Origin of the sequence: Pseudomonas oryziphila (assembly GCF_003940825.1) — a bacterium.
In the GTDB taxonomy this organism is placed as follows: domain Bacteria; phylum Pseudomonadota; class Gammaproteobacteria; order Pseudomonadales; family Pseudomonadaceae; genus Aquipseudomonas; species Aquipseudomonas sichuanensis.
On the sequence record NZ_CP034338.1, the window covers coordinates 430,088 to 445,250 of the forward strand.

The following is a 15,163-nucleotide window of genomic DNA, read 5'->3' on the forward strand; positions in this document are numbered from 1 at the left end:
GTAAATAAGATGCAGAGTGGCGTCGTTATGTCTTTTGTTTCGTCGTTATGATGCTGTTATATCTCATATCGACGAATCAGTTTAACGAGGCCAGAAGTTCGACTGTCTCGGGGTACTTCTGCACCAGGCGGATCAAGGCGATGGCCTGGGCGTTGGGTTGTGAGCGGCCTTGTTCCCAGTTCTCCAAGGTGCGCGCGTTGGTGCGCAGGTAGGCGGCGAACACCGCGCGTGACATGTTCAGGCGCTGGCGCAGTTCGATCAGTTCGTTGGGTAGCAGCGGTGCCAACTGTTCGAATTCGACCTTGTGCGAGCGCAGGGTGAGTTTGCCGGCCCGTTCGCCGGCGAGGGCGTCGAAGCCTTCGGTGAGTTCAGTGAAGATGTTGCGTGGCATTGGTTGTCCTCATCAGGTATTCGCGTTCCAGCAGGTGCTTGAGCGCCTGGCGTTGCTGGGCTGTCAGGTCATCCTGGACGTCCTTGCCGTAGAGCGTGAACAGCCAGAACTGCTGCCCGGTAGACCGCCAGTAGTAGATGATCCGCGTGCCACCGCGTTTGCCCTTGTGCCGTTGAGTGTCCGCGAAGCGCACCTTCCTCAGGCCTCCCGTGCCCTTGATGACATCGCCGGCATGTGGGTGCATCAGGAGCAATCGCTGCAGCAAGCGGAAATCCTCATCGTCCAGAAGTTGAGGGCGATAGCGCTCGAAGGCGGGTAATTCGACAAATAGCGCATCCATGCTTTTGTACGTATCCTGCGTATAGTTTGTGGCGTGGTCGCCAAGGCGTCAATAGGGCGGACTGCTGTCAGCCTAAATGGGGAGGGGAGAAGAGGGAGGGGGAGAGAATTGCTGGATATGTCGCAGATACAGGGCTGTAGCCTTGGATACCCCGTCTGCTCGGCATCTGCTGCGATGGGCTATCCAACCATTCCTACAGACCATCTAAAGATAGGGAATTATCCTACTTGCCTTGTCGCTCTGGTCTGGCTGCACGGGTAACTCTTCACGGCTAATTTCTTGCGGTCGCCGCACATTCGGTGACTGGGCGTGAGAACCCAGCAATCTTTACTTGGAGGCATGCTGTCATGGCAGCTGTGCGCGGGCAGGCTTTGCCTGGCCGGATTCAGCCTCCAAGTTGCCGGTTCTCACCCCGTGCATGGCTGCCACCCATTCCCGTGAGAAGGCTGCGTGGCGGTCTTTTCTCTGACCGGTTATGGAGGCTGTACCCATGAAAAAAATCGTCCCCGACCCACCTCTGAAACTGAACCCAACCACCGAACGTTCGTTCTGCACCTGCCAGTCCAGTCACCCGCCCATCTTCACCGTCCGCCCCGGCGTCGATGCCGCCGACGCGCTTGTGCACACCAGCATGTTGGCGTCCGCGATCCAGGAAATCGCCGACGACTACGCCCTGCATCACGCGCCCGAGGCGAATCGGGCGATGATCTGGTCGGTCGTGCATTCGGCTGAAACCATCCGGGCATTGGTGGATGGCCTGCTTGACGCGATGGAGGCCTGACGGCCGACCGTGGGGCAGTCAGCCCGGTTGCCCCCGGTCTACCTTGCTGCTGAGGATGATCGACGTGGTGGTCTTCTCGACCCCGTCGAGGCTGCCGATCTGGTCGAGCAACTGGTCCAGCTGCTCCGGCGAATCGCTATGCAGCCAGGCCACATAATCGAACTCGCCACTCACTGCACACAGCTGCTGCACCTGGCCCATGGCCGACAGCCGCCGCACCACCTCCTTGCCCGCGCGCGGCTGCACCTTGATCCCCACATAGGCTTGCAGCCCGCCACCGATCAGGCGCTGGCCAAGCCGTACGCCATAGCCGGTGATCACCTTGCTTTTCTCCAGCCGTGCCAGGCGCGAATTCACCGTGGTGCGGGCGATGCCGAGCAGGCGGGCGAGGGTGGCGACGCTTTCGCGGGCATTGATCTGCAACAGGGCGATCAGCTGGCGGTCGATTTCGTCGAGGGCGATGGGGCGTGAGTCAGGCATGGCGAATCTCTGCAAGGGACGCGCTAGCCTAGCCAGCCGCCACGGTGCAGGGCAAGCGCTGGCTTTTGTAGCGCAAGCCGCTAATATTGCGGCCTCACGCCCCCGGCAAGGATCGGGCGGCCACCATTGCAGGCGGAGTTGCAGATGAGTCTCAGGGACTGGTACTGGAAACGCTGGATTCGTCGCCAGGGGGGCAAAGTCAGCCTGGGGGTGTCGAAGTTCGGCAAGCGCGCCGTACTCGCCCTTGAGCAGGAGGTCCGCCTCGGCGATGTGATACTCGACTGCCGCGAGCTGTCGATCGGCGCCCACACCTACATCCGCAGCGATTGCCTTCTGCAACTGGTCGAGTCGATTGGTCGCTTCTGTTCGATCGGCAGCGGTGCCGTGATCGGCCAGGAAAAGAACACCCATCCGGTTGATTGGCTAAGTACCCACCCGTTCCAGTACACCGGCACGCCCCTTGAATACACCGCGCGCGTGGACATGGCCAGCATTGGCCACGATGTGTGGATCGGGCACAGCGCGATGGTGATGGAAGGGGTCAAGGTCGGTACCGGGGCGATCATCGCCACCCGTGCCGTGGTCACCCGGGACGTGCCGCCCTATGCCGTGGTGGCGGGTGTGCCTGCCCGGGTGGTCCGCTACCGCTATCCGCCAGAGATGATCGAGCGCCTGCTCGCCAGCCGTTGGTGGGAGCGTGATGTGCAGGCGTTGCAGCGCTTGCCGCTCAATGACCCGGCGGCCTGCCTGGCGGCAATGGAGCCACTTCCCCCGGCACGCTATGGGCGGATTCGCATCAGCCGTAAAGGTGGCGAGGTGTTGCCCGGCCCGCAGTGAGCACCCAGGCCACAGAAACGAAAAAGCCGCGCATCAGCGCGGCTTTTGTATTTCTGGTGGGCCCACACGGACTCGAACCGTGGACCAAAGGATTATGAGTTGTGGCCTAACACCACAACACTAGGTAAATCTAAGCAAATCCAGGGAAATATACAACTGCTACAACTAATTGATTTTCATAGATTTATCAAATTTAGGTAAATCATGAGGCACTTGGCACTGTACCTCTGTTGTACCTTTTTCTACCTCATCCGCGTTAACGCAGTGTGTACCACGGGATGGATGAACTTCCCCCAGGGTGGCCTCTTGCAGGGCAAACGTCGATGCCACGGATGGTGAAGTGCGGAATGGAGGAGCTGCCCTCTGGATGCCCTCTCGCTGGGCAGATGTCACTGCCTCGGATCTGGTAGTGGGGTATGGAGGAGGTGCCATCAGGATGGCCACGAGCTGGGCAGATATCGGTTCCTCGAATTGAGAAATGGGGTATTGATGAGCTTCCTTCCGGATGCCCGCGGGCTGGGCGCAGTTCTGTAGCCATTGCTGATCTCCTTCTCATGGGTTTTGAAAAAGACTAGCTGTAGAGCTCCGTATCGCTAGTGATACGGAGCCTATCCTATGTCTACTTACGTTGCTCTTGAGGATTGCCGGCAAGGGCTCGAGTGTAATCCAGGTCGTTAACCTTCACCGGATCGGCCTTGAGCCAGTAATTCTCAGAATTACAGTTGGTGCACATCAATTTTGTTCCATCTTCGTTCAGGGCGTACTTCGTTGATGAGTCTCTGGAGAGAAGCACCAGTTCATTGCCATCCACTTCGAAATTACGATCCGTCGAGATTAGTTTGTTCGCAGTGCTGTAAGTGAATGCCCAGTGTTTCACGCCTTTCTCAGGGCTTATCGACATAATGAATAGAGAGTCATCTTTATAGTGACGTTTAGCTACCCAGTCACCACTGAACTTAACCAGCTTTGCAGCTTCAGCCCTACGTTTCTCCTCTTCTCTTTCTGCCGCTTGGCGCTTCTCTTCTTGCGCTTTCAGCATCGAGTCTACGTCGTATGGCTCAGAATTGAGTAGTGCCCAGTCGATCGGCAGCCGGATCGAGCGTTCGCTGCAGTTTAGACAGTTCAGTCCGCGCTCATCTTCAGCACGTTTGAACGTCAGATGTACATTCTCTTTAGACGAGTCCAACAGAAGCTTTTCATTCTTATAAGATACTGCGAAATCGGTCAAGCCGCTGATTTCTGCTGTGGACTTATTTACAATGAAAAATTTGGCATTGTCACCAGTAATATTCAGCACTAGATGTTTGCCGTAAGGGCCATCCGTTCCGTAAGCGCCGCTAAAATCTTCTCCCCCGCATCCTGCCAGACTTCCAACGGCTACGAGTGCGGCTGCAAATTTCATTATGTGGTTCACAGACTAAGTCCTTTCATTGAGAGCTAAACGAATTAGAGTCTGGCCTGCAGGCGTGGCCAGATTGGTAACCCTAATTCCGCACCACGTGTGGCAGAAGCCGACCAGCACGCAGGGCGAGGCAGCTCTTGTAGAGCTTGCGCTGGCATTTTGACATCAAAAAACTGACTAGTGCTAGCCGGTAGAACGAATAGGGATCGGGAGGAAAAGCAGAGGACTGAAGCGAAAAGAGGAGCCTCAGGCTCCTCATTCTTTACTCCCTATGGGGTGGGGAGAGCGGGGCTCTGAGGCCCCTTGCTAAAGGGAGGAGATCGTCTGTATTCAGATCGAACCGCCTCTCAGTACCTGCCACACGCAGCGACTACGCTGGATTTACCCCTCCGCCTCGTACGCTGGACCGGCCAAGCGAATAGAATCATAACGGCTACTTCTCAGGTTTCCAACCCAAATTGTGCAGCCAACTGCCGGCGTTGAATTTCCTGGTCGGTATGCAGGTCTTCTCCCCAGCAGGATTCAGTCAGATGCTGGCGCGCCTCGTCGAGGGTCTCTCCCAGGATGGCCAAAAGGGCAGCCCTAGCGATTTCGTCGGTGCTGAGGAGGGCGATCGCACGCAGTTGGTAACGTTCGGGATCTGTCATTTAGGTATTCTCCGAGAGACGTTCCAGGCGTCTCGCTTCTTGCTGTAGGAATGTCAGCTCCGCTATCTCCGGATCGTTTGTCAGTGGGGGGTAGTGACGTTCGCCGAATAGCCTCTTCTTCGTGTAGGCCTTCATGTGTCCAGCCCAGTCCTCTCTATTTACGGGGGGAAGTCCCAAAGAATCCCTTTTCACTGCAACGTAGTAGCGGAGTTCCTTCAGGGCAAAACGGATTTCGTAATGATTAGGGAGTGAGAAAAATCCAGACAGTCCATAGAACCGCTCTAGTCGGTCTAGGTAGCTCTCCTTTTTGATCCAGCAGTACCAGACGCAAACGCTACCTAGTTTGATGCGAGGATCTGACTTGTAAGTGCCATTTGGCTCTGCTCCTGGTGGGCTACAAGCACAGAGTGCTGCAGCTAAGCAGGTTGCTGATGCTAACTGAATAGCTTTCCTCATAATTATTTCTTTTCCTTCTTGCTCATGTCTTTATCAAAGAGATCGAAACTCCAATCGGTAGGCCGATCATCACGCATATAAATACCTTTGCTGCCTCACGTTGCCCGATAAGCCAGCAAAACAATGCGAGATATGCTGTATGTACCCAAGACATTGCCGTCCAGAACAAAACTGGTGGATATGGTAGAGGAATGTATGAGTTTGCCATGTTGATCAAAACAATTGTCGGAATGACCAAGCAAAGCCAAGCGGCTACTATCAAGAGCCGAATATTCATCCTAGGCCCTCCCCAGGTAGTCAACTGTTGGAGCAGGTAGTGAACTCATGCGTCGTTCCAGCTCGCGCTCATGCAACCGCTGAACTTCAATTCCGATTCCTAGGCGCGAATTCACCTCGCCTAGCAGCAACTCAAGTTCCAAGTCGTCCAGCTCCGGAGCTGAAGGGCGAACGCCGGATAGACCTTGGCAGAAATACAGGGAGTAGCCGATTAACTGCGGGCGGAGGTATCTAGGGTCATCGTCCAGGGTCCAGTAGCGATGGCTGAGTCTCAACATGGCATCAAGTAGCCAACGCAAATCTCGCGGCGGGCTGTCTGCCAAGTCATGCTGTTGCTCTAGGAAATCGCTGTAAGTGGTACTCATGGTCAGGCTCCATTGGTTGGGAAGCCTGACCATCCCCCTGTTTGCGGTGTGCCAGAAGCTATCAGTCGTCATTTTTTTTCGGACGTCTTTTCTGGCTACGTGGAGTTCTCCCGGTGCTGAAACGACCCTCGTTTGCTGCCACTCCTGGAACCAAAGGGGGGATGGACGAACGTGCAGAAGTGTTGCCTGTTGAGGACCACCCACCGCCGGAACTGACCTCCTGCGCGGTTCGTACTTTCTGTTGTGTCCCCTGGTCAGCCACGGAGCCTCCTCCGCCGTCGCCTCCTCCCGAAGGGCCGCCAGGGTGCTTATTGTCGCTCTCCATTGCTGCGGACCAGCCTCGGGAAATGACGCGCATCGCGATCCCTGCCACTACGGAGGCCGCTTCGGGAATCGTTGTTGCTGCATTCTGGGCGGCAGCGCCCAGAGGCCCGACGACAACGCCTGTGATCTTCATCGCCATGAAGGCGCTCACAGGAAGGATTAGCGCGAATACCAGCAGCAGAGATCCTCGTACTAGATCTTGATCTGCACTGGCCCCTTGCCAACCGGCAACAGCAGCAGCCTGAGTTACAGCCACGCTGCCTATAGAGATCGACGCGGCGACTGTTACCAACTGGGCCATGATCACAAGTAAGACAGGGAACACCAGGAGGGACAGCCAATTGGTTAGGCTGGTAATGCCTCGGATGAGGGCCATCATCAGATAGATCGGCATGGTGGTGAGCACAAGCCATAGGAGGGCTGCACAGCCGGCAACATAAAGAGGTAAGAGCGTGTACAAATCAATGTAACTGGACAGCGATTTGATTAACTGCAGACCGGTTACTGAGCCGGAGACTAAGTCCGACCACAAACTACTTTCTGCTTTTCCATCATTGAGGGATCGGTTTATGGTCCGTTGCAGGGCTCGAGCAGCCCCTACCACACCGCTATTTGTATTTGCTGATTGACCATCGGAAGCTTTGCTTCCAGTCTCGACGAGGGCGTTATACGCCTGCTCGGCACCAAGTTGTGCGACTTGGTATGCCTCATAGCAGTTGCTTGGCGAGAATCCTTGAGCGGTTGCTTTCCCCTCGGATTCTTTCCATGCCTGAGCCCGTTTTTCCATTGCTGATGCTAGCGCACCAGGTGCATCGCCAATTGAGAGGTAGTCGGGGGTGGTCCCTTCTTCGCCACGATACGCCCCGAGCCAATACCCTTTTGTTGGCAACTTATATGGCGATTGACTTACGAAAGGGTCATTTTTCTCCTTGAGAGCTGCAATGCCGGCAGCTCGGCGTCTCTGGATCGTGTTCAGATCGAGAACGTCTAACCATTGATAGGGTGTAAATCGGATGTGCCAGGCTTTGGATAGCTGTGCCATCAGTCCGATGTCGGAGTCTGGCATCCCCAGCCCACCACCACCCATGAGGCCAACAGCGTGATATGCCTCAATAGGCACAGCGTCCTGGGCCTTTTTGAACATTTCCGGTGACGGGTTGCACTGCGCATTGTAGTCCCGGATGAGTCTCGCCAGATCAGTATTCGCGAACTGCGATGCGGTCCGCTCAACAGCCGAGTCAGTGACACTTTGCGCCGGCAGAAACTGCCCCGCGTCGCTAAATCGTTCGTCCAGGGCGCGCTGCATGGCAGTGCTGAAAATTTTTTGTATGGAGAATGCCAGCGTTGCGCCGTGGGCGGTTAGGTTGACTGAGTCGACAACTGTTCCTGAGGGTAGTGTCAGCTTCTGAGGCTGCAGCCCCCAGCCAACGGCTAACAGCACTAGAGCACCAGACAGAACGCCTTGTCGCATTGTGTTCTGACCGAGCACTCCAATCAGCACCATGATGAGCATGATTGCGGCGCCACTGACAAACAGAGAGCCAGTGGCATGACCTATGGCGATCATCAGCGGGCTAGTGGCAACGATTAGCTGTTCTACGACGCCGCTGAATGTGGAGAAGATCCAGTCGAAATTTCGGAGTGACTCAGCGTCCATCATAGGGCCCTCCACTGCTCGGGTAGCAGCCAGCAGATCAGCGCCACGCCGAGCACGAAGGGGGCTACGACGCCTACAGTGCCCCAGGCCTCATATCCGAGCAGGGTTCCGGGCGCGAGTCCAAATGTGATCAGGTGTGCGATGCGCGTGCGGTTACGCCGCGAGAGCAGGCGGTCGGCGTGGATGCCAGGCTTGGTGCTAACACGATAAAGGCCCAGAGCGATCAGGGGCACCAGGATCAGTATTTGGAAATTGTCCATTGAGAATTCCTGCGAGGTTTGCGCGACCAGCAAAACGCAGGTGTTAGACGGATTCCAGCCAAAATAGGGGGCTGAATTTCGCCTATGGTAGGAGGGGGAGAGCTTGTAAGATTCTGACTTGGTGCACGGGCTCACACGTTGCGAGAGCCCGTGCTGAACGGATCAAACGAGCACCCTACCTACTAAAATGTCGATCAGATCAGGATCGAGGGGGCCCATGATAGGTACGGGAGTGGTGTCGAGCATCACCAACCAATATGGCGCCCACTCGACGTTTACCTGATGATGCTCCTGCCAGGATTTCTGGGTTTCCTGCATGCCTATCTGGTTCACCAACCAGGCATCATTCAGATCGACCTCACCGTGCTCGTCCGCGATGGCGCAGAGCTTACTTGCCTCCGAAAGGAGGCGACCTGCATCGGGTTGGTTGATCCCATATTGTGTGGCGATTTTCTCAACCTGAGTTTCATTCATTGGATGCTCCTATTGGCCAGTTGGTACCTCATGCCTAAAGAGCACGCTGGGGGATTGGACTCCAGTCAAACCTTAGGGCTGGAATTCCGACTTATCCGCGGGTAGATCCCAGATAAGAGTTCGTGATTGAAATGCGGCCATGGCCGAGTTCCTCCGTGATGATTTGGCGGGCATCTCGATCATCAAGCCCTGCGGAAGTAAGCCCTTCTGGAAGCTGGGGTATTGGCCGTATCACTTGTCCAAACCACCCGTTTTCTCCGCCAACAAGATGAGCCTGTGTCGACAGGGTTCGTTGTACCGCTGGGCACTGTCTCCCTGTCAATTGAAGGTATCGAGTCTGTGCGTAGAGGTGGCGCAATCCATGGTTTTTATGGAGCCCGGCTGCATTGGTTTGGTATTCATACCGTTTGAGCTGCTGCGCGTACGAGAGGTGAGCAGGGATTAGGCTTGAGGTTCCGCAGAAGTCGTGTAGCTCGCGGAGCAGTGCTTTCTGCTCTGGAGTCCGAATCAGGATTTCTCGAGCCCTGCCCCCTTTGCACCAGGAAGCCGCCAGAGCAATGCGATCGGTCCCTCTGTCTGCTTCCGCGACCCGGAATTTAATTGACTCCTCGCGACGTAGACCGAACTCGGCCTGGAGACGAAGGCTGAACTGGATATGGCGGTCATGTACCTGCTGTAGAGCCCCTACAGTCAAAGCGGTAGCACGGGATTCGCGAGCAATGTACTGGCGACGTTCGATACCGAGGTCATCATTTCTCAACCCGGCAACGCCGGGCCGGCCGGCCTTCTCGCAGGCCCAGCGCAGATGCGCCATCCGGTTTTTTATCGTGGCGGGGCTTAGGCCGTCACCTTTCCATTTACCTACCAAGGCTCGTAGGTGCTTTTGGGCGACACGATCAGCACGTAGGTTCCTATAGCCAAGTTCTCGGAGCTGTCGTGCCGATAGGGCGAGTGTGGCCCGTCGTGCTGATTGCGTGGAGAAAGAACCGTCGCGATTGTGTTTTTGTGTCTGCACCCAATCCCATTCGAGTTTGTCCATAACCATCGCTCAGTGAATATCTGAAGCAAGGTCAACACATTGACCCGGCCCGTTCCATTCAAAGGCTAGGGCTGAAATTCCGTCCAGATCTCGGGCGGCCGCAACGTCGAGGATGAGCGGTAAGTGTTAGTTCCTGTCCCAATCACTGAGTGAAGGGAGCTGGCCAAGGCCAGGATCGGAACGACGTTGCTAATGACCTAAGGAGGTCGCCGTAACGAGCGGACTCGGAGAGTCGCGGTTACGGAATTGGTGCGCTCAATCCCAGAGGACGAGCTGCAACCAAATGCACGCTGAGCCGGTGCAATGCCGTGTCCACAACGACAGCCTGACCGAGGTCAGTTGGAGGGGCACCCTACGGTGGACCACGTAGAGGCGGCTCGTTTGAGCCGGTGTAGTTTTCGCGCCTACAACGACTCAGTTTTACGTCCAGAGCTGGACGACCCTCAATTTCACGAACAACAGCCGAGGGTTCTGTTGATCGCCTGGCGTGACGCCACCAGGAGTCGGGCGATGAATCATCGCTGCCAGGTTGCCAACCCTGGAGCGTTTGCCGCCTCTGACGAGTGAATTCACAGATCAGAGGCGGCGACGATGCAGCACCAGAATTGCTGGCTGGCTGCATCATCCCCCGCAACCGGAATCGGAAATTTTCGACCCGGCTAACGGTGAGAATTAGGGGCCATCACGTGGCCGTCACCAGAAAAACATATCCAATAAATCGAAGCAAGCCAAAAGACTGCTCTGAAAACAAAATTGGCTGTAAGCCTGGCGTAGCGGGGCTTACAGCCTGAAAGGCAAGCTTCAACGGGTGCATAAATGCACCCGCTTTTGGGCCCGCTTTGCGGGCCTACGCTCTGCGTCACTACCTAATGGTAGTGACGCAGAGCTATCCCACCTCACTGCCAGATCCAGGCAAAAAGCACCCAAAGCGCCCCAAGAATGCCCGAGAGATTCCCTTTCCTACCCTTTTGTGCCGTTGATCGCCTCAAAAAGGCTCGGTGAAAAATCCCCTTCTACGCCTTTTCCCGTCATTTGTTGCCTTAGAAAACACCCAAATATCCCTTTTCCCGCCCTAAGCTGCCCTGAGCCAAATCGGCGCTCTTAGGCTTTTCAAGGGATTTCAGCTACCGGTTTTGGCTTGGATGTTGACCCATTCCCTTGCAGATTCCCTTTTCGGGTTAACTACTGGGAAGTCAGATTCATGAAACCGCTATGGCTGATGGCCACATGCATTTTGCTAACCCTCGCAGGATGCATTGACACTCGACCGACAGAAGGCGTGTTCGCGAGTACTGCTGTATGGCGAGCAGGCTACGTTTTACTCGAGCTAGCTAATGGTCATGCCGTTATGCGGTGGTTCGATGACCAAGGACGGGAGAACCGCCGCCAGGAGTTCACAGTTGAGTTGTGGAGTGGGAGGGGAGGGCTCCAATTGACTGGAGCAGATCAATTCGTGCTGAGATGGGATGGTACTGGAGGATTTGGTTGCCTTGGCTGCGCAAGCCATATCCCTACAGAGTGGTGGCCTCGTTGATAATAGATACCGCCCCTTATGGGGCGGTTGCTACAGATTCACCGCCAAACCAAGCTTCAAGTGTGCCGATCGCTTCAGGGGTGAGCTCCTGTGTGAACAGGATGGCAAGGCGCCTCTGTGGCCTTGAGCAAGCCACGTAGAATAGATTTCGGTTACGTTCGAAAGCAGCTTCCCTTGCAGCCGGTACGCGTTGGGCGCCTGCCAAAGTAAGCATCTCACCGAAGTTATATTGATTCCATCCTCGACCGACCACAACGAGGACATTCTCGAACTCCGCTCCTTTTACGCCATGCTTAGTCTCAAAGGGAGAATGGCCATCAAGGTATTTTCGTAGTGCTTTGATCTCCGAGTAGGAAACATTGCGTAACTGCTCCAGCTCTGCCAGAACTCGAGGTATCTCAGCGCCGGCTGTCTTATCGAAGTCTCGCAGCGCTCGTTCACGTTTTTCCAGCGTGTCTGGCAGCCTAGGACGTCGCCGAGCAAGCATAAAATCGGTCACTTGGCCAACTGTTCCAGTTTCTCGAAGAGCCACAAGCTGGGTCATAGCTTCGTGCCAAGCGACTTTATCTGCATGGCTGCGCAGCAGCGGCACATTACCGCCTAGTGCATCGAACATCGCACCGTATTTTTGCGCAATAAACGCATCGCATGCAGGCTCAAGCTGGTCGACAAAAAAAGCTATATGGGCGTCTTCTTTTTTTGTAAAAGACTCGTTGTAGCGGAAGGTGGTCGGCAAGCTTTGGTAGCCTTGCTGGCTTGCAAGTAGCCGATGCGTCAACATGAGGATCTTTGTGTGCTCAGGAGAGAAATCCCAACCCTCCTGTTCCAAGGTGGCTTTGACGCGCTCTAACGCAGCTTGGGCTTCATCAGTGGGTAGATCTCCTCCCCAGTGCCCGCCAGTTTGTCGTTGTCCCTGCCAATTGTTAGTGTGAAACACCCAGACTTGACCGAAAGCTTGAGGGTCTTCTACGCATTGCTGGAGCCCTGGACGCATTCGATTGAGACAGTCCACCAGGGGCTTAGACGATCGGAAGTTTGCCTCTTTCCCAATCTCAGTTACTGCTGGATGGTCGAGTTTTCCGCAGCCGTTGCCGTAGATTTTCTGCCAGTGATCACCAAAAAAACCAAACATTGGCGTACCAGGTTGTCCTAAGAAGCGGGTTTTGATCGCTTCAACCCAGTCGCTATCTGTATCTTGATACTCGTCTACCAAGATAACTGGATATCGACTAGTGATCATGCGCCGAAACTTTTCATGCTCCATGAGCGATATGGTGAGCGGTAGCACGTCGTCATGATGAATCGACGCCCGATCGTCCTTTACGGAGCGATAGCCGAGGCTGTATTCAATTGTACGATCGCCTAAGCTCCCACCGACCTCTGCGATTTTCTCTTGCCAAGCTGGCATTGCTTCAACTAATGCGCGTAGCGGCTTTTGAAAGCCGCTTATTAGCGACCAACAGAATGCATGGTTTGTTTCGCAGAAGATAAGGGGGCTTTTGTCTGTACGTGCTTCAATCTCGCTTTTTGCAACGTTCGTGAAGGTTATGCAAGCGATTTTTTGGTCGAACCTTGGAAAGGTATCCTTGTGGCGATTGATTAAATATCTTAGTGCCTTGATCAGCGAGTATGTCTTGCCGGCTCCTGCCCCGGCCTCGAGTCTGAAGCTTTGCCCGTTTTCAAGGCAGGCATACATAGCCTCCAAAGCGCGGCGGCTTGCGGCTTCTGCTGGAGATTCAACTTCAGTCATGGTCGGTACCTTTTTCGGGCAGGTCGATGGCTGCTTCGACGGCTAACGCTAAGGCTAGATCAGGGCGGATAACTTCTGGTGCTAGCCAGCGGAGCCCATCTGCAATGTAGGTAGGAACCGACCAGTTTTTCTCTGAAATCGCATACTTCAATGCGAATTCTGATTTCTTCCACTTTGAAGCTTGGGTGCGAGCTTCAATTTCCAGTTCATTGGGAGAGGTGCTTGTTAGACCAAATGTTTTTGAGTTGGCAAGTATGAATGCATCTTCAAATGTACGCCCACATGGACCGTTTTCTAATTCAGGGCACTGGTACGCAATCCGATTGCCATCTTTTATTTTGTCGGGCTCTTTTTTTGCCAGCAGGCCATTCAACGTGTAGGGGTTGTCGTTGGAGAACCATGCTTTAATACATGCATTGCTGGAGTGCTGGCCAAGATGAACTGCACATGCTTCGCCGCCAGGTTTTTCAACAGCGTCGATATCCGTAATGATTAAGCTTTGAAGCTCGAGGAATTGAAGTAGCTCGAAAAATAACTGTGCGTAAGCTCCGCCGACTTCCAAGATGGTGATGTATTGGCTGGATAGTTTTGGTGCCTCGGGAGATTCTTTTTCAAGTTTTTCTACCATGACGGGGAGCAATAGTCGTTCGCTGAGCCCTTCTACAAGGATTGCTTTGTCGGCGAAAAAAAGATCACAACGAGTCAAGGTCATATACTGGTGAAGAAACTTCTTGTCGTCACTATTGGTCTGTTTTAAGCCTTTTCGCAGATCCTTGATTTTGGTAATCCGCATACCATCTTGGGCATCGACTGCTGCAGTGCTGAGAAAATAGCGAATACTCTCGAAGCCTGCTGCGTTGGCTATATGAGAGGAGTGCGTGGAAACAACGAACTGGACTGGCCATGGTCGTTTGTCTTCAGTGCCATCAACAAGCTTCTGGGCGATCTCGGAGAGTTTCTTAATGAAAACCTCCTGCATTTGAGGGTGAAGATGTGCCTCCGGTTCCTCAATGAAAATCAAATGTATTCCAGGTTGAGTGGTTTCAGCTCGGTAGGCTTTGTAGAAGCCTGCAAGCTGAAGAAGTATAAAGATAAGGTTTCTAGCTCCTAGCCCATTATAGGACTCTGGTAAGGTGATGCCGCTAAATCCTGTATAACGAACCTTTGTGAAGTTTGAAAGAAGCTTTCGAACATCAAGCAGTGTTTCTGTGTGCAGTTCCTGGCTTCCAAGTCCGGGGTAGCCAAAGGTCTTTAGTGCCGGGATCAGACTTTTTAGTTGTCCGCCAAAATTTTCATCTATCTGATTTTGGATGTCATGTACAGCTCCTTCCAGAGCGGCCGCAATTTGTTTGTCGGCGGAGTCCGCCGTGGAGGAAGAGGCAGTGGCGAATAGGCTTTCAACAATCTTTGCTAATACATCTGACTCGCGTGATGTGACATCATCCAGCCCTCGTTGTGCATTAATGAAGCCAGTCTTAATTAGGCTGCGAAGCACGCTGGGTTGTAACTGTCGACGATTTTCTACATCGTTAGGGTCTTCTGCCCAAATTTTTGTGGCGAACTCGGTAGGGATTCGCTCTCTGAGTGTTCGGAAGAACGTTACCCGAGTCTCGGGGGTGAGAGGCTCCTTCGGCAGTCCATCTAAAAGATGTGCAACTTGGCCATCCTTCAGTTCATAGCGAATGACTACCCGAGCCTCAGTGCATGCGGGGTTCAAGTCGATAATGAACGGGCTAAGTGGCCCCAACTGCGGTTGGGCTGGATCGTATTGAATTGATAGGCGCAGCTCTATGGCTGGAATGAGCTTTCGAAGCTCAGCCTCGTCCTGCCCTTCGTTGAAAGCTACCAGTGCTTTGCAGAAGTCGTCATAGCAGACGCTCGAAAAGTCTTCTAGCTGGAACGCGACGCTACCGTCAGCGAGAAGCCTGCGAATGACTTCTGATAAGGAGGTTTTGCCGCTGTTATTTCGTCCTACGATGACTGTAGTCTGTGCTTCAAGCGCAAGCTCTACATCGGATAGCAGACGAAAATTCTTTATCTCGGCTTGCTGGATGTACATATTTCCCTCCCCCAAAGTGAATTCCCTATCCAGAGCGCGGGCGCTCAATGACCCGATAGTGCCAGCGTGATGGCCATTTGTCGCTACTCCG

Annotated in this window: 14 protein-coding genes; 2 read left to right on the plus strand and 12 right to left on the minus strand. The window is 54.3% G+C overall.

The features are described from left to right. Positions 1–76: 76 nt before the first annotated feature. Together EJA05_RS02065 and EJA05_RS02070 are read right to left on the minus strand one after the other, a co-directional pair. Positions 77–391 (minus strand): helix-turn-helix domain-containing protein, encoded by a 315-nt coding sequence (locus tag EJA05_RS02065; protein ID WP_125857197.1) that lies wholly within the window; start codon positions 389–391, stop codon positions 77–79. Beyond that, entirely contained in the window at positions 369–731 is a 363-nt protein-coding gene (locus EJA05_RS02070; RefSeq protein ID WP_125857198.1) for a type II toxin-antitoxin system RelE/ParE family toxin, read from the minus strand. Before EJA05_RS02070 ends, EJA05_RS02065 begins: the two co-directional genes overlap by 23 nt. Before the next feature lie 490 nt (positions 732–1,221). Here EJA05_RS02070 and EJA05_RS02075 point away from each other — a divergent pair, with 490 nt between their 5' ends. Continuing rightward, positions 1,222–1,512, plus strand: coding sequence for a DUF3077 domain-containing protein (locus tag EJA05_RS02075; RefSeq protein WP_125462335.1), 291 nt, complete (start codon positions 1,222–1,224; stop codon positions 1,510–1,512). 18 nt (positions 1,513–1,530) lie between these two features. Here the strand turns inward: EJA05_RS02075 and EJA05_RS02080 are convergent, their stop codons facing one another. After that, on the minus strand, positions 1,531–1,992 hold the full coding sequence (locus tag EJA05_RS02080) for an Lrp/AsnC family transcriptional regulator (protein ID WP_125857199.1): 462 nt from the start codon (positions 1,990–1,992) through the stop codon (positions 1,531–1,533). A 144-nt stretch (positions 1,993–2,136) separates the two neighbouring features. On the opposite strand from EJA05_RS02080, the gene EJA05_RS02085 reads away from it, so the two are divergent. Further along, complete coding sequence (locus EJA05_RS02085; protein WP_125857200.1) at positions 2,137–2,829, plus strand: CatB-related O-acetyltransferase; 693 nt, start codon at positions 2,137–2,139, stop codon at positions 2,827–2,829. 619 nt (positions 2,830–3,448) lie between these two features. On the opposite strand, the gene EJA05_RS02090 is transcribed toward EJA05_RS02085, so the two are convergent. From EJA05_RS02090 to EJA05_RS02130, 9 genes are all read right to left on the minus strand, one after another. Next, complete coding sequence (locus tag EJA05_RS02090) at positions 3,449–4,231, minus strand: hypothetical protein (RefSeq protein WP_125857201.1); 783 nt, start codon at positions 4,229–4,231, stop codon at positions 3,449–3,451. 440 nt (positions 4,232–4,671) lie between these two features. Continuing rightward, positions 4,672–4,878 carry a hypothetical protein gene (locus EJA05_RS02095; protein WP_125857202.1) on the minus strand — a complete coding sequence of 69 codons (207 nt, stop codon included), beginning with the start codon at positions 4,876–4,878 and terminating at the stop codon, positions 4,672–4,674. Positions 4,879–5,612: 734 nt separating this feature from the next. Further along, positions 5,613–5,975 (minus strand): hypothetical protein, encoded by a 363-nt coding sequence (locus EJA05_RS02100; RefSeq protein WP_114763375.1) that lies wholly within the window; start codon positions 5,973–5,975, stop codon positions 5,613–5,615. Positions 5,976–6,036: 61 nt separating this feature from the next. After that, complete coding sequence (locus tag EJA05_RS02105; protein WP_125857203.1) at positions 6,037–7,959, minus strand: hypothetical protein; 1,923 nt, start codon at positions 7,957–7,959, stop codon at positions 6,037–6,039. Then, positions 7,956–8,216, minus strand: a complete 261-nt coding sequence (locus EJA05_RS02110) for a hypothetical protein (RefSeq protein ID WP_043269324.1) — start codon at positions 8,214–8,216, stop codon at positions 7,956–7,958. The genes EJA05_RS02105 and EJA05_RS02110 overlap by 4 nt, the downstream gene beginning before the upstream one ends. 162 nt (positions 8,217–8,378) lie before the next feature. Then, positions 8,379–8,690 carry a hypothetical protein gene (locus tag EJA05_RS02115; protein WP_125857204.1) on the minus strand — a complete coding sequence of 104 codons (312 nt, stop codon included), beginning with the start codon at positions 8,688–8,690 and terminating at the stop codon, positions 8,379–8,381. Positions 8,691–8,781: 91 nt separating this feature from the next. Continuing rightward, a complete protein-coding gene (locus EJA05_RS02120) occupies positions 8,782–9,729 on the minus strand; it encodes a phage integrase N-terminal domain-containing protein (RefSeq protein WP_125857205.1) in 948 nt (315 codons plus the stop codon). 1,550 nt (positions 9,730–11,279) lie between these two features. Beyond that, positions 11,280–13,013, minus strand: coding sequence for a UvrD-helicase domain-containing protein (locus EJA05_RS02125; RefSeq protein ID WP_114763378.1), 1,734 nt, complete (start codon positions 13,011–13,013; stop codon positions 11,280–11,282). After that, a complete protein-coding gene (locus EJA05_RS02130; RefSeq protein ID WP_125857206.1) occupies positions 13,006–15,072 on the minus strand; it encodes an ATP-dependent nuclease in 2,067 nt (688 codons plus the stop codon). The genes EJA05_RS02125 and EJA05_RS02130 overlap by 8 nt, the downstream gene beginning before the upstream one ends. Between the last annotated feature and the right edge of the window lie 91 nt (positions 15,073–15,163).